The 20,761-nt window shown below is 65.0% G+C and carries 14 protein-coding genes and 1 tRNA gene; 10 read left to right on the top strand and 5 right to left on the bottom strand.

Annotation, left to right across the window (positions count from 1 at the left end; translation table 11 throughout):
- The first annotated feature begins 60 nt into the window (after nucleotides 1-60).
- Both JW805_15305 and JW805_15300 read left to right on the top strand, forming a co-directional pair.
- Nucleotides 61-621 (top strand): alpha/beta hydrolase, encoded by a 561-nt coding sequence (locus JW805_15305; GenBank protein MBN2973375.1) that lies wholly within the window; start codon nucleotides 61-63, stop codon nucleotides 619-621.
- A gap of 317 nt (nucleotides 622-938) precedes the next feature.
- Entirely contained in the window at nucleotides 939-1,730 is a 792-nt protein-coding gene (locus JW805_15300) for a phytanoyl-CoA dioxygenase family protein (protein ID MBN2973374.1), read from the top strand.
- Nucleotides 1,731-1,868: 138 nt separating this feature from the next.
- Here the strand turns inward: JW805_15300 and JW805_15295 are convergent.
- Nucleotides 1,869-1,945: transfer RNA gene (locus tag JW805_15295), tRNA-Arg, on the bottom strand.
- A gap of 181 nt (nucleotides 1,946-2,126) precedes the next feature.
- On the opposite strand from JW805_15295, the gene JW805_15290 reads away from it, so the two are divergent.
- The 5 genes from JW805_15290 (at nucleotide 2,127) to JW805_15270 (ending at nucleotide 8,722) form a co-directional block, all read left to right on the top strand.
- Nucleotides 2,127-3,413: a 3-methyl-2-oxobutanoate dehydrogenase (2-methylpropanoyl-transferring) subunit alpha gene (locus tag JW805_15290; protein MBN2973373.1), complete on the top strand. Its 1,287-nt coding sequence runs from the start codon at nucleotides 2,127-2,129 to the stop codon at nucleotides 3,411-3,413.
- Nucleotides 3,414-3,586: 173 nt separating this feature from the next.
- Nucleotides 3,587-4,261 (top strand): hypothetical protein, encoded by a 675-nt coding sequence (locus JW805_15285; GenBank protein ID MBN2973372.1) that lies wholly within the window; start codon nucleotides 3,587-3,589, stop codon nucleotides 4,259-4,261.
- Nucleotides 4,258-5,322 carry an alpha-ketoacid dehydrogenase subunit beta gene (locus JW805_15280; protein MBN2973371.1) on the top strand — a complete coding sequence of 355 codons (1,065 nt, stop codon included), beginning with the start codon at nucleotides 4,258-4,260 and terminating at the stop codon, nucleotides 5,320-5,322. Before JW805_15285 ends, JW805_15280 begins: the two co-directional genes overlap by 4 nt.
- Before the next feature lie 190 nt (nucleotides 5,323-5,512).
- Nucleotides 5,513-6,856, top strand: coding sequence for a 2-oxo acid dehydrogenase subunit E2 (locus tag JW805_15275; GenBank protein MBN2973370.1), 1,344 nt, complete (start codon nucleotides 5,513-5,515; stop codon nucleotides 6,854-6,856).
- A 69-nt stretch (nucleotides 6,857-6,925) separates the two neighbouring features.
- Nucleotides 6,926-8,722, top strand: a complete 1,797-nt coding sequence (locus JW805_15270; GenBank protein ID MBN2973369.1) for a DUF885 domain-containing protein — start codon at nucleotides 6,926-6,928, stop codon at nucleotides 8,720-8,722.
- Nucleotides 8,723-9,519: 797 nt separating this feature from the next.
- Here the strand turns inward: JW805_15270 and JW805_15265 are convergent.
- A complete protein-coding gene (locus JW805_15265) occupies nucleotides 9,520-9,837 on the bottom strand; it encodes a 2Fe-2S iron-sulfur cluster binding domain-containing protein (GenBank protein ID MBN2973368.1) in 318 nt (105 codons plus the stop codon).
- Between the two features lie 4 nt (nucleotides 9,838-9,841).
- Nucleotides 9,842-11,329: an aldehyde dehydrogenase gene (locus JW805_15260; GenBank protein MBN2973367.1), complete on the bottom strand. Its 1,488-nt coding sequence runs from the start codon at nucleotides 11,327-11,329 to the stop codon at nucleotides 9,842-9,844.
- Nucleotides 11,330-11,457: 128 nt separating this feature from the next.
- Here JW805_15260 and JW805_15255 point away from each other — a divergent pair, with 128 nt between their 5' ends.
- Both JW805_15255 and JW805_15250 read left to right on the top strand, forming a co-directional pair.
- A complete protein-coding gene (locus JW805_15255; GenBank protein MBN2973366.1) occupies nucleotides 11,458-13,578 on the top strand; it encodes an acetate--CoA ligase family protein in 2,121 nt (706 codons plus the stop codon).
- Nucleotides 13,571-14,380: an enoyl-CoA hydratase/isomerase family protein gene (locus JW805_15250; GenBank protein MBN2973365.1), complete on the top strand. Its 810-nt coding sequence runs from the start codon at nucleotides 13,571-13,573 to the stop codon at nucleotides 14,378-14,380. The genes JW805_15255 and JW805_15250 overlap by 8 nt, the downstream gene beginning before the upstream one ends.
- Here JW805_15250 and JW805_15245 read toward each other — a convergent pair.
- Nucleotides 14,377-15,849: a hypothetical protein gene (locus JW805_15245; protein ID MBN2973364.1), complete on the bottom strand. Its 1,473-nt coding sequence runs from the start codon at nucleotides 15,847-15,849 to the stop codon at nucleotides 14,377-14,379. The two genes, JW805_15250 and JW805_15245, sit on opposite strands and share 4 nt — an antisense overlap.
- Nucleotides 15,850-15,941: 92 nt before the next feature.
- Between JW805_15245 and JW805_15240 the strand changes: the two genes are divergently transcribed.
- Entirely contained in the window at nucleotides 15,942-17,543 is a 1,602-nt protein-coding gene (locus JW805_15240; GenBank protein ID MBN2973363.1) for a GMC family oxidoreductase N-terminal domain-containing protein, read from the top strand.
- Nucleotides 17,544-18,323: 780 nt separating this feature from the next.
- Here JW805_15240 and JW805_15235 read toward each other — a convergent pair.
- Nucleotides 18,324-20,732 carry a TonB-dependent receptor gene (locus JW805_15235; GenBank protein MBN2973362.1) on the bottom strand — a complete coding sequence of 803 codons (2,409 nt, stop codon included), beginning with the start codon at nucleotides 20,730-20,732 and terminating at the stop codon, nucleotides 18,324-18,326.
- Nucleotides 20,733-20,761: the final 29 nt, after the last annotated feature.

The following is a 20,761-nucleotide window of genomic DNA, read 5'->3' as shown; positions in this document are numbered from 1 at the left end:
CGCCGACGGGTAAGCTGGCGTCACGCGTACCGTGTGTCCAGCACCGGAAAGGAAGACAGCATGTCTGCCATCGTCATGTCGTTTCGCGGACTCTCGATCGTCTCCTTGTCGGATCGCGACCAGCTGGAGCCGCCGGCGGGCCTGCTCGATCTTCTGGGCGCATCGTCGATCCGGCACATCGCGGTGAAGGCGCAGACGCCAACCCAGCGCAACCAGACCGCCGCCCATATCGACCGCGCGATCCTCGATGCGGACCGTGCCGTGCTGATGGTGGCCCAGGGGGTGGGTTGCGCCGCCGCTGCCTGGTGGGCGCGCTTGTCGCCGCTCTCCTATGTCGAACGCGTGGCCGGCGCGTTGCTGGTCGCGCCCGAAGCCGATCCCAGGCCTTTTGCCTCGCCACGCTCTGCCTTACCGTTCCCGTCGCTCGTACTCGGTGCGACCGATGCGGCGCAGCGCTTGTCGAGCGAGTGGGGCGGGCGTCTGATCGACGGGCCGCTTCCGGCACCCGAACGCAAGGCGACGCGGCGGCTCCAGTCCCTGATCCTGCGATTCACCGGCGCGATCGTCGAGCGTGACCGACAGCATGCGCTGCGCCTGCTCGATCAGATCGGCGATCTTTGATCGCAAGGTGTTCGGCGCCGGGAGGCCAGTGCGGCACCAGCATGACAGAGCGGACCCGCGGGGTCACAGGGCAATATCCCTGCCGCCGATCGGCTGATGTCTGGTTGGCGGCGATCACCATCTTCGGGCTGACCGGCGAATTCGAACAAAGGCCGTCTCTTGCGCAGCAAGCGAAGGCTGATATGCTTGCTGCGTGAAGTTCGTCACTCTCAATCGCGCGGCCGCGTTTCCGCTGATCTAAGCGGATCGTTCCGGCTTCCTGCACGGCGCGACCACGGTCGCCGCCGCGGCATCACGTGACATTGAGAGAATCCACTATGCGACCTGAAGATGGGCGAGCGCTGAGCGCCGCAGACATAAACTCGTTCATTCGCGACGGCTTCGTTCGTCTCGACCATGCGTTCGACAAACGGACAGCCGAAGACGCGCGAGCCATTTTGTGGAAGGAGACGGGCTGCGACCCCGCTGACCGATCGACATGGACCAGACCGGTGATCCGCTTGGGCCATTATGCGCAACCTCCTTTCCGGGAGGCAGCGAGCACACCCACCCTGCGCAGGGCGTTTGATCAGCTCGTCGGACCGGGACGCTGGTTGCCGGTTGGCGCTCTCGGCACCTTCCCCATCCGCTTCCCGTGCTCCGAGAAACCAGAGGATGACGGCTGGCACATCGATGTGAGCTTCGGCGACAGTCCGGACTTCATGGAATGGCGCGCCAACGTCAGCAGCAAGGGGCGTGCATTGCTCATGCTGTTCCTGTTCTCGGATACCGGCCCCGATGACGCGCCCACCCGCATCAGGGTGGGGTCGCATATCGATAGTGCCCGGCAGCTGGCGCCTGCCGGTGAGGCCGGGCTGAGCCTCCGCCAATTGGCGGCCGACGACTTTGCGGGCTCGGCAAGCCGGCCCGAGATATCGGCGGTCGGCGAGGCTGGCACGGTCTACTTGTGCCATCCTTTCCTGGTGCACGCAGCGCAACGCCATAGGGGAACGGCACCGCGCTTCCTGGCGCAACCTCCGCTGCTTCCCCGCGAGCCTCTTTGCCTCGACAGGGAAGACGGCGACTATTCACCGGTCGAACAGGCCATCCGGATGGCGATCGGGCGCTGAGGCAGGGACGCTCTGTCCGCTTTCTCCCATATGGGAGAGGGCGGGCCGGCGGTCCCCGGCCGCATCCGATGTTTCCGACGCCTGTCGCTATCCTGTCAGCGTCGAGTCGCAAACGCCCGAAGGCCGCCATGCCAGGAATGGCGCACCCGACAGGATTCGAACCTGTGGCCTCTGCCTTCGGAGGGCAGCGCTCTATCCAGCTGAGCTACGGGTGCCGGTGCGTGGGGAGAGTGCCTAGCAGCGGCAGGACGGCGACGCCAGCCCCCACGTCGTCGATCGGCAGACGGATTCCGCTCGGCGGCCCTCTCGGCACGCGCGAGGCCTCTTGAAATTTTATTACAAGGCTCGCAAAGCTTGTTTCGGGCGCTGCCACCATGCGCCGCCCGAGGAGAGACCATGTCCGACGCGTCCCGTCGATCGAATCTGCCGCCGCTCGCGCTGCATGTGCCTGAGCCGAAGTTCCGCCCCGGCGACACGGTGGATTTCACCGAAGTTGCGGTGCCGCCGGTCGATGCGTCCCGCCGGCCCGACACCGCCGACGCGGCCAACGGCTTTCACGATCTCGCCTTCGGCCTGGTGCGCGTGCTCGACATGGACGGGACCGCCGGTGGCCAGTGGGATCCGCGTATCTCGCCCGATCTGAAGCGCCAGATGCTGCGCAACATGGCGCTGACCCGCGCCTTCGACGAGCGCATGTTCCGCGCGCAGCGCCAGGGCAAGACGAGCTTCTACATGAAGTCGCTGGGCGAGGAGGCGGTGTCGGTGGGCGCCGCTGCGGCGCTGGCATCGGACGACATGGTGTTCCCATCCTATCGCCAGCAGGGCATCCTCATCTCGCGTGGCTGCCCGCTGGTCGACATGATGAACCAGATCTATTCGAACCGCGGCGACAAGCTGCAGGGCAAGCAGCTGCCGATCATGTATTCGGAGAAGCGTTTCGGCTTCTTCTCGATCTCCGGCAATCTGACGACCCAATATCCGCAGGCGGTCGGCTGGGCGATGGCGAGCGCGGCGAAGGGCGATACGCGAATCGCTGCGACCTGGTGCGGCGAAGGATCGACCGCGGAAGGCGACTTCCACTCCGCCTGCACCTTCGCCAGCGTCTACCGTGCGCCGGTCATTTTCAACGTCGTCAACAACCAGTGGGCGATCTCGAGCTTCTCGGGCTTTGCCGGCGCCGAGGCGACCACCTTTGCCGCGCGCGCGATCGGCTATGGCATCGCCGGCATCCGGGTCGACGGGAACGACGTGCTGGCGGTCTATGCCGCGACGCTCTGGGCCGCCGAGCGCGCGCGGACCAATGCGGGCCCCACGCTGATCGAGCATTTCACCTACCGCGCCGAGGGCCATTCGACGTCGGACGATCCGGGCCAGTATCGCTCGGAGGGCGAGCCCAATGCGTGGCCGCTGGGTGACCCGATTAAGCGGCTGAAGGCGCATCTGATCGCGATCGGCGAGTGGGACGAGGAACGGCACGACGCGATGGACCGCGAGGTCGCCGAGCAGGTCAAGGCCGCGCAGAAGGAGGCCGAGAAGAACGGCATCCTCGGCCACGGGCTGCACCAGCCGCTCGATTCGCTGTTCGATGGCGTGTTCGAGGAGATGCCGTGGCACCTGCGTGAGCAGCAGGCGCAGATGATCGCCGAGGAAGAGGCCTCCGGCCGGCCGTGGGCGCGCAAGTGATCGACCGGCGCACCCTGATCGCTGGCGCAGGCGGCGTGGCGGTAGCTGCCTGTCAGCCGAAATGGCTTGCGTATACCCCCGCCCCGCCCCCGCTTCCGAAGGTCGAACGACTGGTTGTGTCGGCTTCACGGTCGACTGACCTAACGATCTGGGAGTCGAATAGTCGTAAGGGAGTGGCGCTGCTGTCGACCGGACATGGTTCGTGGCCAGACCGATACAGCTTTCTCGCTGCCATTTTGGCTGCCCGCGGCTATACGACGCTGGCCCCCCTGCATGTCGATTCGATGCGCCATCCCGACCGTGCCAAATTCACGATGCAGGCAAGCTTCGGCGAGCGGATCGCGGACATGGGTGCGGCGGCGGCGATCGCGGCGAAGGACTATCCGGGCCTGCCGGTCATTGCGGTCGGCCACAGCTTCGGCACGCTGACCGCGCTCTGCCTCGGGGGTGCGCTGTCGTACATCGCGCCGTTCCGGGTGCCGGCAGTCAGGGCGGTGCTGGGCTTCTCGACACCGGGCAAGATTCCGGGCCTGATCCAGCCGAGCGCCTACGCCTCGCTCGCCGTGCCTGCGATGATCGTCACCGGTACGGCGGACACCGTTCCCGGCTTCGTCGCCGATCCGGCCGATCACCTCTTCGTCGGGCAGACCGCGGGTCAAGCGGCTTACACGCTGATCGAAAGGGACGGCGGGCATGAACTGGTCGCCGACAGTGTGGCGATGGCGCGCGCCTTGCCGGCGGTGGACCTGTTCATCGCAGGCCATGGCCAGGGCGACACCGCCGCCGCGGCGAAACTCAAGACTTGGACGGCGCCCGACGGCGACCGCTTCGTGGTGAAGGCAGCATGACCGACGTGATCGATACCCCCGCGGGCGAGGCCGCCGACACCGGCGCCACCACCCGCATGAACATGATCCAGGCAATCAACAGCGCCATGGACGTGATGATGGACCGCGACGGCGACATCGTCGTGATGGGCGAAGACGTGGGCTATTTCGGCGGCGTGTTCCGCGCGACTGCGGGGCTGCAGGCGAAATATGGCAAGACCCGCGTGTTCGACACGCCGATCACCGAAATCGGGATCATCGGCGTCGCGATCGGCATGGGGGCGTACGGCCTGCGCCCGGTCCCCGAAATCCAGTTCGCCGATTACATCTACCCCGCGCTCGACCAGCTGGTCAGCGAGGCGGCGCGGCTGCGCTACCGCTCGGCCGGCGAGTTCACCGCGCCGATCACGGTACGCAGCCCCTATGGCGGCGGCATCTTCGGCGGGCAGACCCACTCGCAGTCGCCCGAGGGTATCTTCACCCATGTCTCGGGCATCAAGACGGTCATCCCATCGACGCCGTACGATGCGAAGGGCCTGCTGATCGCCGCGATCGAGGACAACGACCCCGTCCTCTTCCTCGAACCCAAGCGCATCTACAACGGCCCGTTCAACGGCCATTGGGATCGGCCAGCGTCGAACTGGTCTACGCATCCTGCAGGCGAGGTGCCGACCGGCTATTACCGTGTCGATCTGGGCAAGGCGAACATCGTGCGCCCCGGCAACGACCTGACGATCCTCGCCTATGGCACGATGGTGCACGTCGTGATGGCGAGCGTCGAGGAAGCCGGCGTCGATGCCGAAGTCATCGACCTGCGCACGCTGGTGCCGCTCGACATCGAGACGATCGAGGCGTCGGTGAAGAAGACCGGCCGCTGCATGATCGTCCATGAAGCGACCCGCACCGGCGGCTTCGGCGCGGAACTGTCGGCGCTGGTTCAGGAGCGCTGCTTCCACCATCTGGAGGCGCCGATCGAGCGTGTCACCGGCTTCGACACGCCCTACCCGCACAGCCTGGAATGGGCATATTTCCCCGGGCCCGTCCGCATTGGACAGGCGCTCGCCAAGATCATGAAGGACTAGGGGGAGTGTCCTTGCTGCTGACAGACGCCGTGATCGTCCTGCGGACGACCGCTGCGCGGCAGGCCAGCTTCCGGCACGGGCGGGCGTCCCGCGTCGGTCACGATGGTGTCCCATCGCTCCCTCCTTGCTCCTACGCCCGTACCAAAATCTGGCCTGTCACGGCCCTGCCAGCAACAAGGACACTCCCCTGATGGCCCGCTTCGAATTCCGCCTGCCCGACATCGGCGAAGGCATCGCCGAGGCCGAGATCGTCGCCTGGCACGTCAAGGTCGGCGACCGTGTCGAAGAGGACCAGGGCCTCGCCGACATGATGACCGACAAGGCGACCGTCGAGATGGAGTCGCCGGTGTCGGGCGTGGTGCTCGAACTGGCGGGCGAGGTCGGCGATCAGGTGCCGATCGGGTCGACCTTGGTGGTGATCGAGACCGAGGGCGAGGCGAGCGCCGAGCCTGCAGCGGCGGCCCCGGTGTCGGCAGAGGTCGAAGAGCAGATCGAGGCCGAGAACCCGGGCGTCGAAGAGGTGGTGGAAACGCCGGCTCCGCAGCCCGTCAGTGCCCCGGCGAAGGCCGGGGCCCCGTCGCGGGACGCTGATGACGGCGCGACGGCCTCTCCAACAGGGGACAGTGGTACTGGACCCCGGCCTTCGCCGGGGAACGGGAGTGGCGCCCATCATGCTCCGGTTCTCGCCTCGCCCGCGGTCCGCGCGCGCGCCAAGGACCTCGGCGTCGACCTGTCGCAGGTCCAGCATGACGGGCAGCACATCCGCCATGCCGACTTGGACGCGTACCTGCGCTACTCCGGCGGCCAGGGCTATCACGCCCCCCATGCCTCCCGGGCGCGCGAGGATCAGCCGGTCAAGGTCATCGGCATGCGCCGCCGCATCGCCGAGAACATGGCCGCGTCGAAGCGCCAGATCCCGCACTTCACCTACGTCGACGAAATCGACGTGACCGCGCTCGAAGACATGCGCGCGGACCTGAACGCCAACCGCGGCAACCGGCCGAAGCTGACGATGCTGCCGTTCCTGATCGTCGCGATCTGCCGCACGCTGCCCGACTTCCCGATGCTCAATGCCCGCTACGACGACGAGGCGGGCGTGGTGACGCGCCACGGCCGCGTACATCTGGGCATGGCGACGCAGACCGATGCGGGGCTGATGGTCCCGGTCATCCGCGACGCGCAGGACAAGAACGTCTGGCAGCTGGCGAGCGAGATCGGGCGCCTGGCCGAGGCGGCGCGGACCGGCAAGGCGAAGTCGGAGGAACTGTCGGGCTCGACGCTGACCGTCACCTCGCTGGGGCCGCTCGGCGGTATCGCGACGACGCCGGTCATCAACCGCCCCGAAGTCGCGATCATCGGCCCGAACAAGATCGTCGAACGCCCCGTCTTCCGCGGCGACGACATCGTGCGCGCCAAGCTGATGAACCTGTCGATCAGCTGCGACCACCGCGTTGTCGACGGCTGGGATGCGGCAAGCTACGTCCAAGCGGTGCGCAAGCTGCTCGAGACGCCGGTCCTGCTGTTCGCGGACTAAGTCTCTCAGATCGCTTCCCTCGTCGCCCGCGCCGTGCCACGGTCCGGGTGACGATTTGGGAGAGCGACGATGGGCAAGGCGGTTTCGTGGGTATTGGTGTCGGCCGTGCCTGTGTTGTCGGCGGCGGCACCCGTGCAGACGCAGACCCAGGACGCCGCGCTGCTCGCCTTCCTCGACCGCGCCTATGACGAACAGGTCGCGCTCAGTCCGGAAACCCAGACCGACTTGGGGCTGAAGACGAACTACGACCGGCTCGACGACTATACCGATGCCGCCGCGGTCCGCATGCGTGCGCTGGTCGCCGCGCAGACAAAGGCGATGCAGTTGCGCTTCAAGCCCGATCGGCTGAGCGAGAATGCGCGGATCAGCTATCGCCTGTTTGAATATGAAAATGCGCGCGCCGCCGACAGCTTCCGCTTCCGCAAGCTGCGCTTTCCGGTGTCGACCAACGGCAGTCCGGCGGGCGCCATCCCCGTCCTGCTGATCAACAACCACAAGGTCGACACCGTCGCCGACGCCCAGGCCTATATCGCCCGCCTGCGCGATACCAACCGCGTGATGCGTGAAGTCGCCGCGACGATGCGTGCGCAGGCCGCCGCCGGCATCGTACCGAACAAGGTCAATTTCGCGCCCGCGCGCAACGATGCGAAGAAGGTGCTGGTCGGCGCGCCGTTCGACGGCGGTCCCGATTCGACGCTGATGGCCGATTTCCGCAAGAAGGTGACCGCGCTGAATGCGCCCGCCGCGACCAAGGAGCGCCTGCTGGCCGACGCGCGCACCGCGCTGACCGGGCCGTTCAAGCAGGGCTACGACACGCTGATCGCGGCGATCGATGCGGTCGAGCCGCTGTCGAAGGGCAATTTCGGCGTGTGGGCGCTGCCGGATGGCGCGGCCTATTATGCCGATCGGCTGAAGCAGTCGACGACGACCAATCTGACCGCCGACCAGATCCACGCCCTCGGCCTGCGCCAGGTCGCCGCGATCCGGCAGGAGATGGAGGCGATCAAGCGCCAAGTCGGCTTCACCGGCACGCTCGAACAGTTCTTCGACAGGATTCGTACCGACCCGACGCTCAAATATCCGAACACCGAAGCGGGACGTGAGCAGTATCTGGCCGACGCGCGCGGCGTGATCGCAGCGGTGATGGCCAAGGCACCGCAATATTTCCGCGTGCTGCCCAAGGCGAAGCTGGAAGTGCGCGCGGTCGAGAAATGGCGCGAAGCCACCGCATCGACCGCCTTCTACAACTCCCCGTCGGCGGACGGATCGCGGTCGGGCATCTACTATGTCAACCTGGTCGACATGAACCAGACGCAGAAGGTGCAGGTCGCCGGCATCGCCGCGCACGAAGGGGCGCCCGGCCACCACTTCCAGATCGCGCGCCAGCAGGAGCTGACCGGCATCCCGAAGTTCCGTCGCTTCGGCGGCTATAGCGCCTATGCCGAGGGCTGGGGGCTGTATTCGGAGCGGCTGGCGGACGAGATGGGCATCTATAAGACGCCCTATGACCGGTTCGGCATGCTCTCGCTCCAGGTCTGGCGGGCGATCCGTCTGGTGCTCGACACCGGCATCCATTCCAAGCGCTGGACCCGCGATCAGGCGATCGCGTACTTCAAGGCGAACAGCTCGGTATCCGACACCGACATCGCGCGCGAGGTTGATCGCTATTTCAACTGGCCGGGGCAGGCGACGAGCTACATGGTCGGCCAGCTGAAGATCGCCGAGTTGCGCGCGAAGGCCGAGCGCGAGCTGGGGCCGAAATTCGACATCCGCGATTTCCATGAAACGGTGCTGCGCCAGGGATCGCTGCCGCTGGACGTGCTGGAAGAGCAGGTGAACCGCTACATTGCCGAGCAGCGGCGCTGAGGAGCGCCGCCTGTCCAGGGTTTCATATCTGGTGCACCGTGAACCACCCGAAAGGGCACTCAGAAGACTGGACAATTTTCATCCAACCGTTCTGAATGCGCCAGATCAGGTTCAAATCGGGGACAGGATTTCACCGCTGCAGAACGCGCTTCCTACTTTGAGGGTCGTCTGTTGTTTATCCGTCATCGCCGCTGCACGGTGCCCTTATTGGATCGGCAGTGGTGCCCCACAGCGGACAAAGCTGGGCACTCAGGTTATTGGAGAACTTGCGTCAGCCGTTGCTAGGTTGCCCTCAAGCAATAGCGACACCGGCACTCGGCTATGGCAATCGTATGCGATACACCTGATCAAGACAACTGGATGGGCATCTCATTTGATCGCGACCAACGGATCGCAGGCTACCGAGCGTCGACCATCAAGAACGCCCTTGCGGGCTATCTTTGAACAGTAAGCCCTTCCAGTCTGATCGATCTCAAAACGCGTTTCCTCACCGTAGAGACAGCGCAATTGTTTATGAGGAAAGCGTAGATCGTGATTTGATCGATCGCGCCACCGGAAAGATCGCTGAGGCCGGACTGACCCTAGTCCGATCTAAGGTAAGGTGGTCCCTCAAACCCCGCTGAAAAAGGCGAAGGCGGCAGCCTTACGACAGCGCGTCGAACTGGCTAAAATGCGACGGTGCACAAGGTCTGACAGCACCCGTCACGGCGCTTGCAACCAGATTGAGCGTCGGCAAGCGCTGCGTACTCGGCCCTAGGCGATCCTCTGCATAACTCCACGCCTCGTCAACGAAGCCGTCACTCCTCCGGCGCCACCTCGACTCGCAGTCCGTCGAGCGCTTCGGAAAGGCGGATCTGACATGCCAATCTTGATCGGCCGTTGCGGGCCGCCGCGCTGTCGAGCAAGTTGTCCTCGTCATCGGAGATCGGCGGTATCCGGTCAGCGAAGTCAGGATCGATGTAGACATGGCACGTGGCGCAGCTGCAGCAGCCCCCGCACATCGCCAGAAGCTCGTCGATGCCCGCGTCTCGTATCGCTTCCATGACGCTCCAGCCGGTGCGTCCATCAATCCGGCAGTCCTCGCCGTCGCGTGTGGTGACAATGATGCAGGGCATAGCTTCAGCCTCCGTTCGCAAGGCGTGACGGCATAGTGTCGAGGAGAAGGGTCTTGGTTTCGAGGAATGGCAACAGGCCCTCCACACCGCCTTCGCGTCCCACCCCCGATTGCTTGAAGCCCCCAAAAGCGATTCCGAAATCAATTCGCGGCGCATTGTGGCTGATCGTGCCCGTCCGCATCCGGCGCATCACGGCGTAAGCCCGGTCGACATCATTGGTGTAGACCGCGCCGGCCAACCCAAAATCGCTGTCATTGGCGATGGCGACGGCATCTTCCTCATCGTCGGCAGGAATCACGGCGAGAACGGGTCCGAACACTTCCTCGCGCGCCAGCCGTGACGTGTTATCGACTTTGCCGAAAACTGTCGGCTCGATGAAATAGCCGCGATCGAGATGGGTCGGCCGCTTCCCGCCGGTCGCGAGCATGGCACCGTCGGATACGGCACCGGCAATATAGCCCTCCACCCTGTCGCGCTGGCGCGCCGTCGCGAGCGGCCCCATGTCGCTCTGTGCGTCGAAAGGGTCGCCGACGCTGATCCGGCCCATGTGCGCGCTTAGCGCCTCAACCATCTGATCGTGTCGATTTCGCGGCACGACGATCCGTGAGATCGCGGCGCAGACCTGCCCCGTCAACAGGCACGATCGCTGTGCGATCGTCGCTGCCGCCGCATCGATGTCATAGTCGTCCAGCACCACCGCAGCAGATTTTCCGCCGAGTTCCAGCGTATAGCGCGCCACCCGCTCGCCGAGAATCGACGCGATCCGCTTTCCCGCAACCGTCGAACCCGTGAAGGTGATCTTGTCGATTCCGGGATGCCGTACGAGAGCTTCCGACGCGTCGCGATCCGCCGTCAGCACATTGAGTACGCCCGCCGGCAAGCCGATCTGCTCTGCGATTTCAGCCATCAGCAGCGCGTGACCGGGAGCTTCAGGCGATGCCTTGATAACCACGGTACAGCCGGCGAGGAGTGCCGGAGCAAGCTTCCATGCAATGAGCGAGATCGGGCCGTTCCAAGGGATAATCGCGCCGACGACGCCGACGGGCTCGCGGACCAGCAGCCCCGCTCCATTACCAGTCAGCGGCGTGTGAATGTCCTCGAACGAGAAATTTTCCGCCAGTCCGGCATAATAGCGGTATACGCTGCCGACCGCTCCGGCGAAGGTCTGCGCCGTCCGGTGGACGATTCCCATCTCGTTCGGCCAGATCGCGGCGACATCGCCTGCGCGCGCGTCCAGCGCGTCGCCGATGGCCGTCAGATAGGTAGCACGTTCGAGCGGGCTCATCCGCGGCCAGGGCCCCAGATCGAAAGCCCGTCGCGCCGCATCGACCGCGGCATCGACATCGGCCTCCAGCGCTTCCGCGACGCGCATATAGGGTTGCTCCGTCGCCGGAGAGACGACCGTGATCGTCGCGTCCGACGACGGACGACGCCATACGCCATCGATGTAAAATTTGTCGGGGTGTCGCAGCGGCGTAATGGCTTGATTCACGGCATTGTCCTACCGGTCTCGCATTTCGAAAATTTGCGAATACCATTCTTGATATCGAATGATCGTCATGCAAAGCCTGCTCGTCAAGGGCATTCGCGGCCGTTCGTGTGGAGAGGGATAGAAGTATCGTGGGCGACTTGGACGTGTTCTTTCAGCCGCGATCGATCGCTTTCGTGGGCGCATCGGACGATCCGCAACGAATTGGCGGCAGGCCCCTCGCTTATTCCCTGCGAGACGGGTTCGAAGGTGCGATGTTTCCCATCAATCCTGGTAGAAAAACCGTTCAAGGGCTGTCCGCGTGGCCAAGCTTAGACGCGGTTCCGGAAACCATCGACCTGACCGTCCTGGCGATACCTGCGGCCGAGGTGCCCGCGGCCGTCCGCGCTGCCGGCGCGCGCGGCGCGCGCGGCGCCGTGATCTTGTCCTCCGGCTTCGCGGAAATCGGCGCGGAAGGCGCCGAGCTGCAAGCCGCCATGCTCGATGCGGCGCGTGAGAATGGGATGAGGGTGATCGGCCCCAACAGCCTGGGCTTGATCGCGAACGGTCGTGGCGTCTGCGCGACGTTCAGCAGCGTTATCGAGACTGGCGCGATGCTGCCCGGAAAGCTGGCCATCGTATCGCAATCGGGAGCGTATGGCGCACATCTGGCGATGCTCGCGCTTGCCCGCGGGATCGGAATCTCGCGCTTCGTCACCACCGGAAACGAGGCCGACGTGACGTTGGCGGATTGCATCGCGCATATGGCCGACGATCCGGCCGTTGACGTAATCGGCTGCTACTCGGAAGGCATCGACGACGGTCGTGCTTTCCTGACGGCGGTCGAGCGGGCGCGCCGTGCCGGCAAGCCGATCGTCATGATGAAGGTGGGCCGGAGCGCCGACGGGCGGGCGGCGGCGCAGTCGCACACCGCTTCCGTCGCCGGTGACGACGCAGTCTTCAGTGCCGCGGCGGCGTCGGCCGGAATCGTTCGCGTCGACACGACGCAGGAATTTGTCGATCTGCTCTACACGCTCGACCGGCGGCCCCCGGTCGGGGGCAGCGGCCTCGGGATCATTACAGTATCGGGGGGCGCGGGCGTGCTGATGGCCGATGCGGCCGCGCACTACGGCTTTCGCCTGCCACCGCTGGGGGCAGCGGCGCAGTCAAAGCTGAAGGCCGCAATTCCGTTCGGATCAGCGACCAATCCGGTCGATACCACGGCACAGGCGATGAACGACCTATCACTGGTCGGCAATGCAATTCGGACGATGATCGACGATGCGCAATATGATGCGGTCGTGGGGTTCTTCATGAACTGGCCAGACAGCCCGGCGCTGGGGCCACGGCTACGCGCGGCAATCGCCGATGCCCTGGACGGCCGCGCCGGTCGCACCGTCGCCGTGGCGATGAACGCCGGTCCGGAAACGATCGAGGCGTTCGACCGCGCAGGGATGCTGGTGTTTGACGACCCCAGCCATGCGATCCGGGCGCTCGCCGGATCGCGATGGATTGGAGAAGCTTTGGCGGCGGAACCTGCACCGGAACCCCGGCTCACGGCGGCGGTGACGCTCCCGACCGGTGCTCTCGATGAGCGTCAAGTCGGTCTGTTGCTGTCCGAAGCCGGCGTGCCGATGGCGCAGTCGTATCACGCTGCCGATTCCGACGCCGTCGCTGCCGCCGTGGCGGCGCTCGACAGGCCCGCCGTACTCAAGATACTGTCGCCTGACATTGCGCACAAATCGGATATCGGCGGCGTTGTTCTCAATCTGACGGATGCCGACACGGCGCGCCGTGCAGCCGAAACCATGCTGATGACGGTGCGTGCCGCGACTCCCGATGTCGAATTGCGTGGCTTCCTGGTCGGGCCGATGGAGAGGGGCGAGGTCGAACTGCTGCTCGGCGGTCGCATAGACCCGGTGTTCGGACCGATCGTCGTCTGCGGCCTGGGCGGGATCTTTGTCGAGATCTTTCACGACGTCGCGATCGGCCTCGCGCCGATCGATCCCGCCGGTGCGCGCCGGTTGCTGCAGTCTCTGCACGCATGGCCGCTCCTTAATGGCGCTCGCGGCCGGCCGGCTGCGGACGTCGACGCCGCCGCCGAGGCGATCGCCGCCTTTTCGCGTTTCGTCGCCGCGCAGGCTGACGATATCACGTCGGTCGAAATCAATCCCCTGCTCGTCCGTGCCGCGGGCTTGGGTGTCGTCGGGCTGGACGCGGCAATCGAACGCCGCACCCCTCAGCAGTCTTCGGAGGGCTCTGCTCATGGCTGACACCACGCCGCAGACAGACGACCGCCGCTACGCGTTCGTCGATGTCGTCCGCGAAGGTCGACTGACAATCGTTACGCTAGACCGGCCAGAGGTTTTGAACGCCTTGCACGGTCCGGCGCACCGCGAGCTTCACGCCGTGTTCGATGATTTCGCCGACGATCCGGATCAATGGGTCGCGATCGTCACCGGTCGCGGTCGCGCCTTCTGCGTCGGCAACGACCTGAAGTTCCAGGCGGCGGGTGGCAGCCTGGACCGCCCCCCATCGGGCTTTGCTGGGCTCACCGCACGCCACGACCTCGACAAGCCGGTAATTGCTGCCGTCAACGGCTTGGCGCTGGGCGGCGGGTTCGAAATCGCGTTGGCGTGCGACATCATCGTCGCCAGCGCCGACGCCCGCTTCGCGCTGCCGGAACCGAAGGTCGGGATGGCCGCACGCTGCGGCGGGCTACACCGACTGCCGCGCGCTATCGGTTTGCCGCAAGCGATGGGCATGATCCTGACCGGGCGGAGCGTCGATGCCGATGAGGGACGAACGCTGGGCTTCGTCAATGCCGTCACCGCGCCCGATCAGGTCATGGCCGAGGCGAGGCGGTGGGCGGCTGACATTCTCGCCTGCAGCCCGCTTGCCGTGCGTGCGGCAAAGCGGGTCGCCCATGCCGGATTGACGCATCCGGACATTGCGGAGGCGGTCGCCCGACAGGACGAACAACCCGCGCTGCAGGCCATGATCGCATCGGACGATTTTCGCGAGGGCCCGCGCGCATTCGCCGAAAAGCGCAAACCGGACTGGACCGGCCGCTAATCGACGCGCCACTCGGGCGTGCCGTCGGACGCGATCGATGCCACGCCCAGGCGATCGACCACGCCCTGGTCCGACCGGATCGCGCCGATCGTCTCCTCGTACTCCGCCGGCACGCGCGCAAGCAAACGCTCCCCGGCAGGCGTCTTCAGCAGAACGCCCCCGTGCCTGACAGCGCCGGCGCGATCGTACAGAATCGTCGCTGCCTCCGCTTGCGCCGGTCCCGAATAGCCAAGGGCGGCTACGGCGAGGTCGGTATCGTCGGGCCGGCGATAATCCTCGCGCAGGGGGGCCACGGGTGCTTCGGTGTCGAGGACCAGCGCGTGATGCTTCGTCACATATTCGCCCTGCGCGTACAGCAACCCCCGCCCGCGCGTTCGCCGCAGCCGCTCGACCATCGCCACCGCAGCGTGCGTCATGTAATTGTTGAGCGGCGCGCCGAAGAACGTCAGCCCGCCCGCAATGCTTAGGGGCGCCTCCGTGGCAAGGCCGAGTGTCCGCCGCGCCATCTTGGGCACGACGGGAAAGCAGCTGTAGAGTTCGACGGCGTCGAAGCCGCGTTCCTCGGTCAGGTCGCTCGCGCGACCGAGCACCCATTCCATCGCCGGCGATCGGCGGTACGTTCGACGCGCAAGATAATCGCGCGGCTCGTCTGCGGCTGCTCCGCCGTGGATGTGAACGATGCCATTGTTGCCGATGCCGAGCTCGCGCGCGATCGCGAGACTGCACACGAGCACCGCCGCTCCCTGGTTGACCCCGGGATTGGCCATCATCAGCTTGGTGTAGGGCCATGCGATCAGACGATTGTCCGCCGACGGCTCCACGATTTCCTTGGGCGACACTTCGCGGTGGATCCATGCCGCGTCGCGCTGCCGGGCGATGCTTGCATTGTGTGACCAGATCGTGCCCGACTCCGCCTGCGCTTCAGCCAAGGTCTGGCGCCACATCGCCCGCGTTGCTGATTCGTAGAACGGATAAACGTGCGCGGGTGTCGCGAAATCGAGCGTGCGTGCGATCGCCTGCTGATAAGCGGCACCGCGGGTCGGTACGAAATCAACGACCCGGGGGTGCCAGGGCAAGTCGAACCCGGCACGTCCCGCAGCCGTTACGCTTGCCTGCGATTCGGCGCCGCAGATCGCCGCCACTCGCCACGCGCCCGCCTGAATGGCCAATGCCGCGCGGTGGATGGCCAGCATCGGCGTCTGCCCCCCGACGGGATGATAGGTGCATTCGGCGCGCCTTGCGTCCAGCCGCTCCGCCAGCAGGGCGCAAGGATCGGAATATGGCCAAGAGATCTCGTTGATGATCTCAAGACCATCGAGCCGTGCGAGCAGCGCCGCGCCGGCATCCCGCTCCGCACGTCGAAGCGCCGATTCCATCAGCGCGATCGGTTCGAGTGCCTGAGCGAGTCTTCCCGGTCGATCCGCGAGCTCGCCGACGCCGACGATCACCGGTACACGGTCGTCGTCCATATCTTTTCTCCGCCCCCCGCTCCGTCAAATCGATTGTAGCGCATCATTCTGTATGGCAAACATAATTCTCTATACCGGATGGAGGGGGTGCGGTGACGAGCGGCTATGACATCGTGATCCTAGGCGGTGGCGCTTCGGGTTGCGTCCTCGCGAACCGCTTGAGCCGCGACCCGCAGCGCAACGTGCTTCTGATCGAGGCGGGGCCGGTCGATCGTCATCCCATGATCCATATGCCTAAAGGCGTCGGCAAGGTGCTCGCCGACCCGGCTCACGTCTGGGCCTATCCGGTCCGCGCCGGCGAGGGCGACAATCGGCCGCCGAAGCCGTGGCTGCGCGGGCGGGTGCTCGGCGGTTCTTCGTCGGTCAACGGCATGATGTACGTGCGCGGCCAGCCTGCCGATTTTGACGCGATCGCCGAGGAAACGAGCGCCGACTGGAACTGGTCACAGATTGGCCGTGTCTATCGCGAGATTGAGGATCACGCGCTGGGCGGCGGTGACGGGCGCGGCACTCGGGGCATGCTGGGTATTTCACTGCCGCCCGCGGACAATCCGGCGATGGAGGCGTTGATTGCGAGCGGTTCGGCGGTTGGTCTGGCCGCGGTCGAGGATTTCAACGCGCCCGCGGATCGGGATCGTATCGGCTATTGCCCGCAGACGATCCGTGACGGCCGGCGACAGAGTGCCGCTGCAGCTTTTCTAAAGCCGGCGCTCAACCGACCCAACCTGACCGTGCGGACCGGACTGACCATCGACCGCATCCTGTTCGATGGCACCCGCGCGATCGGGGTCGAAGTGCGAGACGCGAACGGCATCGCGCGGATTGACGGGAGTCGCATTATCGTTTCCGCTGGCACGTTCGGCTCGCCCGCAATCCTCGAACGATCGGGCGTCGGTGACGCCAATCTCCTGGGTGCGCTCGGCATCGCCTGCGTCGCCGACCGGCCCGAGATCGGTCGCAACCTGCGCGAGCATTGCGGATTGACCCTTCAGTGGCGCCTAAAGCCCGGCACGTCGCGGAACGCGCAATATTCGGGCTGGCGCGTGCTATGGAACGGCCTGCGATACTATCTGACACGCGGCGGGCCGCTCGCAATTGCCACGTTCGAAGTAGGCGCCGCGTTCCACACCCATCCCGACGCCCCGCGACCGAACGCGCAGTTGCTCGCGGTCCCGCACAGTCTCGATCGCAGCAAGGCGACCATGGCGATGGAGCCGTTTCCTGGCATGCAGATGGTGGTCTATCCGCTCCGACCGCGCGCGATAGGCGAGGTCCACATCACCTCGGCCGACCCATTTGTACTACCCGATGCTACCTTAGACTTTTTCGGCGATCCGCGCGACCGGGTTGAACTGGTCGACACGGTCCGGGCGGTTCGCAAGCTCGTCGCCGCGGATCCGATTGCCGAACTGGTGGTGGAGGAGACCCGCCCAGGAGTGCAGGTCGAGGACGACAATCAGATCCTCGACGCCTACCGCGACATGGGCATCCCCGCATATCATGCCGCCGGCACTTGCCGGATGGGCTCTGACGCCGCGTCGGTTGTCGATCCCTTGACGCGCGTGCGCGGGGTCGAAGGCCTGCATGTCGTCGATCTTTCGATCGCACCGCAAATCCCAAGCGGAAACACTTTTGCGCCGGTCGTCGCGATGGCGTGGCGCGCTGCCGAGTTGATCGACCGCGAGGGTCTTTAGCGCCCCGGGCGTCAACAAATCGATCGGCGATCTCGGCCGACAGTAGCATCTCAGCGGGATCGGGATCGGGATCGGGATCGGGATCGGGATCGGGATCGGGATCGGGATCGGGATCGGGATCGGGATCGGGATCGGGATCGGGATCGGGATCGGGATCGGGATCGGGACCGTGGGCGACCGCCGAACTCGCGTCAATGATTATCGCTGCGCGGTGGGCGATATCATACGTAGGCCAATCGGGATCACCAGTACACGCGACCGCTTACCGACAATGCTCATCGGATCGGCACGAGTGGCGACTGCCCGCTTTCGCCGACCAGTCGCTACGAGACCGCAACATTCTTGCGCGCAACCCCGCTTGCTCGAGCTCGAACGCAGCCGGATCGATCGCGCCGGCGGTTAAGGTCGACTCATCTCCGTCGCTGCCGATCAGCAACGGCAGGTCGCGCGACAAAGCCGGCGCGCCGGGATGGCGGATACGCCGGCAGGTCCAGTCCGATCACCGGCCCTATTCGCCACGCAACTACCGTCGCTAGGGCGCGCAGCTTCGGCTAGATCGCCGCCATCGGCAGCTTCGCCAGCGCATCGGATTCATTTGGCCCAAGCTCAATACTAGGCCATAATCGTGTCCGTCATCGGCGGGACGGTTTCCGGCGTGTGCGCATCAAACATCGCCCCGCGATGCGCAATCGCCTGACGAAATAGACGCTTGGCCGCCGGCATCGTCAGCCCGGTCGCAGACAGGGAACGCCGCGACGGCGTCAGCACGGCCGCCCCCGATCAGCGCCCTCCGCCGAATCTGACGGTCGTGCGCAGCCAGATCTCGCGACCCCGACTCGGCACACCAACCGTGTCGCCAAGGAGCGTCCCCGTCCCGCCCGGCGCCGAACCCGAGAACGGATTGTCGGCCGAACGCGTGAAATAGTAGGTGTTGCCTAGATTTCTGCCAAGCAGGGCAATCTCGAACCTTTCGCTCTTGTCCATCACTCGGATGCCGGCATCGATCAGGTCATAGGCTTTCTGTCGCCCCCCCGGCGCCGAAATGACATCGGTGAAAAAGCTGTCCGAAAAGGTGTAATTACCCGAAAGACCGATCTTGAACGCGCCGATCGGCTGCGACACGAAATCCGCTCCAAAGTTCCCGGTCCAGTCAGGCGCGCGTACCAGCTGCGTTCCCGAAAGATCGTTGAACAATCCGGTCGAGCGCGTGAATCGGTTGACCTGGGTGGAGCAACGGGGTGCGGACAACCCGCGATAGCAGGTAGCCTGATAATCGGTATACTTACCGTCTTCGTACGCGACCGCGCCATATAGCGACAGACCGCGCAACGGGGTGCGGTAGCTGAAATCAAATTCAACGCCTTTCGTCCGCACCGACCCGGCGTTTCGCAATTCCTGTTGCAGCCCGACGAGTGTCGCCACTTGCAAACCGATCGTGCGATAGGTGTAGCCGGTCAGGTTCAAGCGCAGGCTGTTATCCAGCAGCGCCGTCTTCACGCCACCTTCGAACCCTTGGATCAGCTGCTGATCATAGCGCGGATCGATTAGTGATGTACGTCGGCTTGCACTCGACCCCGCCACCGTGGCCGGCTGTGTCGCGTTAAATCCGCCCGACAGAAAGCCTTCCTTATACCCACCATAAACGGTCAACCGATTGGATGGGCGCCAGCTCAGCGTGGCCTCCGGCGAAAGATTGTTGAAGGAAACTTCACGCGGTCCGTCAATGTCGAGTAGCGTGCGCGGTGCCCCGGCGATACCCGTGCGCCAGATCGGCAGCCGCTTGCGCTCGTAAGAGTAACGCGCACCACCCGACAACTCGAGGGTGGGTGTAAACTTGACCTGTGCCTGACCGAACACGGAATGCGCCGTGCCGTCCTGCCGATACTGATAGTTTGACGAAAAGACGGGCGTCTGCGCGTTGAAATAGACCGTGGCTTCCACGTTCGCGCTCGTATCCTGGTACAGGCCACCGAACATGAAGTTGACCGGACCGTCGAAATTCGACGTCAGGCGCAATTCCTGTGTGATCTCGCGGATGTCGAGCCGGGCGTAGGCGGGAAGGAATACGCGAGGTAGCACTCCGGTATCGGCGAAAGTCGCGGTGAAGTTGCCGACATAGCTGTTGTTCGCTTTGTAATAGCCGGTGATCGACGACAGCGTCAGATCACCCGTGACGTCATAGTTCAACTCAAGGCCGCCGAGCGTCTGGTCTGACTTGAGGAACGTCTCATTTCCACCGTACCGAGGATCGGCGTTGACAAAATTCGGCCCGATGTTGTCGGACGTCGTGACCTTGTCGTCTGCCTTGCAGTTCTCGGGTGCAGAGCTCCCCTGCGGCACGCCAAGCGGACAATTAAAATATTGCAGAAGATCAGTCGAACCCGATCCGTCCGCCTTGTTGTACGAAATTTTTAAACGTGCGTTGAAGCGATCGGTCGGGTCCCATTTCAGCGTGCCGCGGACCGCGAATTCGTCGCCATTTGGAGCGCGGCGATCGAACGGAGCATAAACGCCCGTTCCGGTCGCGGGAGCAATGTTGTCAACATAGCCTTCCATGCGGTCGTAATAGCCGGCGATGCGAAACCCGAGTGTATCCCCGAGCGGCCCGGAAACGTAGCCTTCGGTACGCAGTTCATCGGCCTCGAACTCATAGCCGACGGTCGCGCCCGCCTGTAACGTGCGGGTGGGATCGGCAGATCGGACCGAGATGACGCCGCCGGGCGAGTTCTTGCCAAAAAACAGTGCCTGCGGCCCTTTGAGGACCTCGATCTGCGCGATGTCCATCTGGCTTAGGCGACGCACCGACGAGCGCGCGACGCCGACGCCATCGATGTTGAACGATACTGCCTGATCCCCGAACGGGTTCGCATCAACGCCTGACAGGCCGCGGATCGCTACGATGCCGCCTTGTGGTGACGAGGTCGCCTCGGACGTGATGAGCGTCGGGACCGCACGCGCGAGCGCATCGACCGAAGCGATGCCGCGCTGCGCCAATTGCTCACCGCTAACCGCCGTAATTGCAACCGGAACCGCTATCGACGTTTCATCTCGCCGGCGCGCCGTGACGATGATGTCGCGTTCGACCGCACTAGCCTGTTCCTCATCTGCAGCGGTTGGACGCGAGGGCGTGTCCTGCGCCGCCGCGGGGATGCTCATCAACGCTGCGGTAGCGACGCTCAAGGTCAGCATCGATCGACGGATTCGGTGCGTCATTCTCA

This window comes from Roseomonas aeriglobus, from assembly GCA_016937575.1.
GTDB classification, from domain to species: domain Bacteria; phylum Pseudomonadota; class Alphaproteobacteria; order Sphingomonadales; family Sphingomonadaceae; genus Sphingomonas; species Sphingomonas aerigloba.
This window is presented reverse-complemented; position numbering and strand designations above follow the sequence as displayed.

What these genes read in the sequence shown, in the direction of transcription:
- JW805_15305 (MBN2973375.1), top strand. Translation starts at nt 61, where the DNA reads ATGTCTGCCATCGTCATGTCGTTTCGCGGACTCTCGATCGTCTCCTTG.
- JW805_15300 (MBN2973374.1), top strand. Translation starts at nt 939, where the DNA reads ATGCGACCTGAAGATGGGCGAGCGCTGAGCGCCGCAGACATAAACTCG.
- JW805_15290 (MBN2973373.1), top strand. Translation starts at nt 2,127, where the DNA reads ATGTCCGACGCGTCCCGTCGATCGAATCTGCCGCCGCTCGCGCTGCAT.
- JW805_15280 (MBN2973371.1), top strand. Translation starts at nt 4,258, where the DNA reads ATGACCGACGTGATCGATACCCCCGCGGGCGAGGCCGCCGACACCGGC.
- JW805_15275 (MBN2973370.1), top strand. Translation starts at nt 5,513, where the DNA reads ATGGCCCGCTTCGAATTCCGCCTGCCCGACATCGGCGAAGGCATCGCC.
- JW805_15270 (MBN2973369.1), top strand. Translation starts at nt 6,926, where the DNA reads ATGGGCAAGGCGGTTTCGTGGGTATTGGTGTCGGCCGTGCCTGTGTTG.
- JW805_15265 (MBN2973368.1), bottom strand. Translation starts at nt 9,837, where the DNA reads ATGCCCTGCATCATTGTCACCACACGCGACGGCGAGGACTGCCGGATT.
- JW805_15250 (MBN2973365.1), top strand. Translation starts at nt 13,571, where the DNA reads ATGGCTGACACCACGCCGCAGACAGACGACCGCCGCTACGCGTTCGTC.
- JW805_15245 (MBN2973364.1), bottom strand. Translation starts at nt 15,849, where the DNA reads ATGGACGACGACCGTGTACCGGTGATCGTCGGCGTCGGCGAGCTCGCG.
- JW805_15235 (MBN2973362.1), bottom strand. Translation starts at nt 20,732, where the DNA reads ATGCTGACCTTGAGCGTCGCTACCGCAGCGTTGATGAGCATCCCCGCG.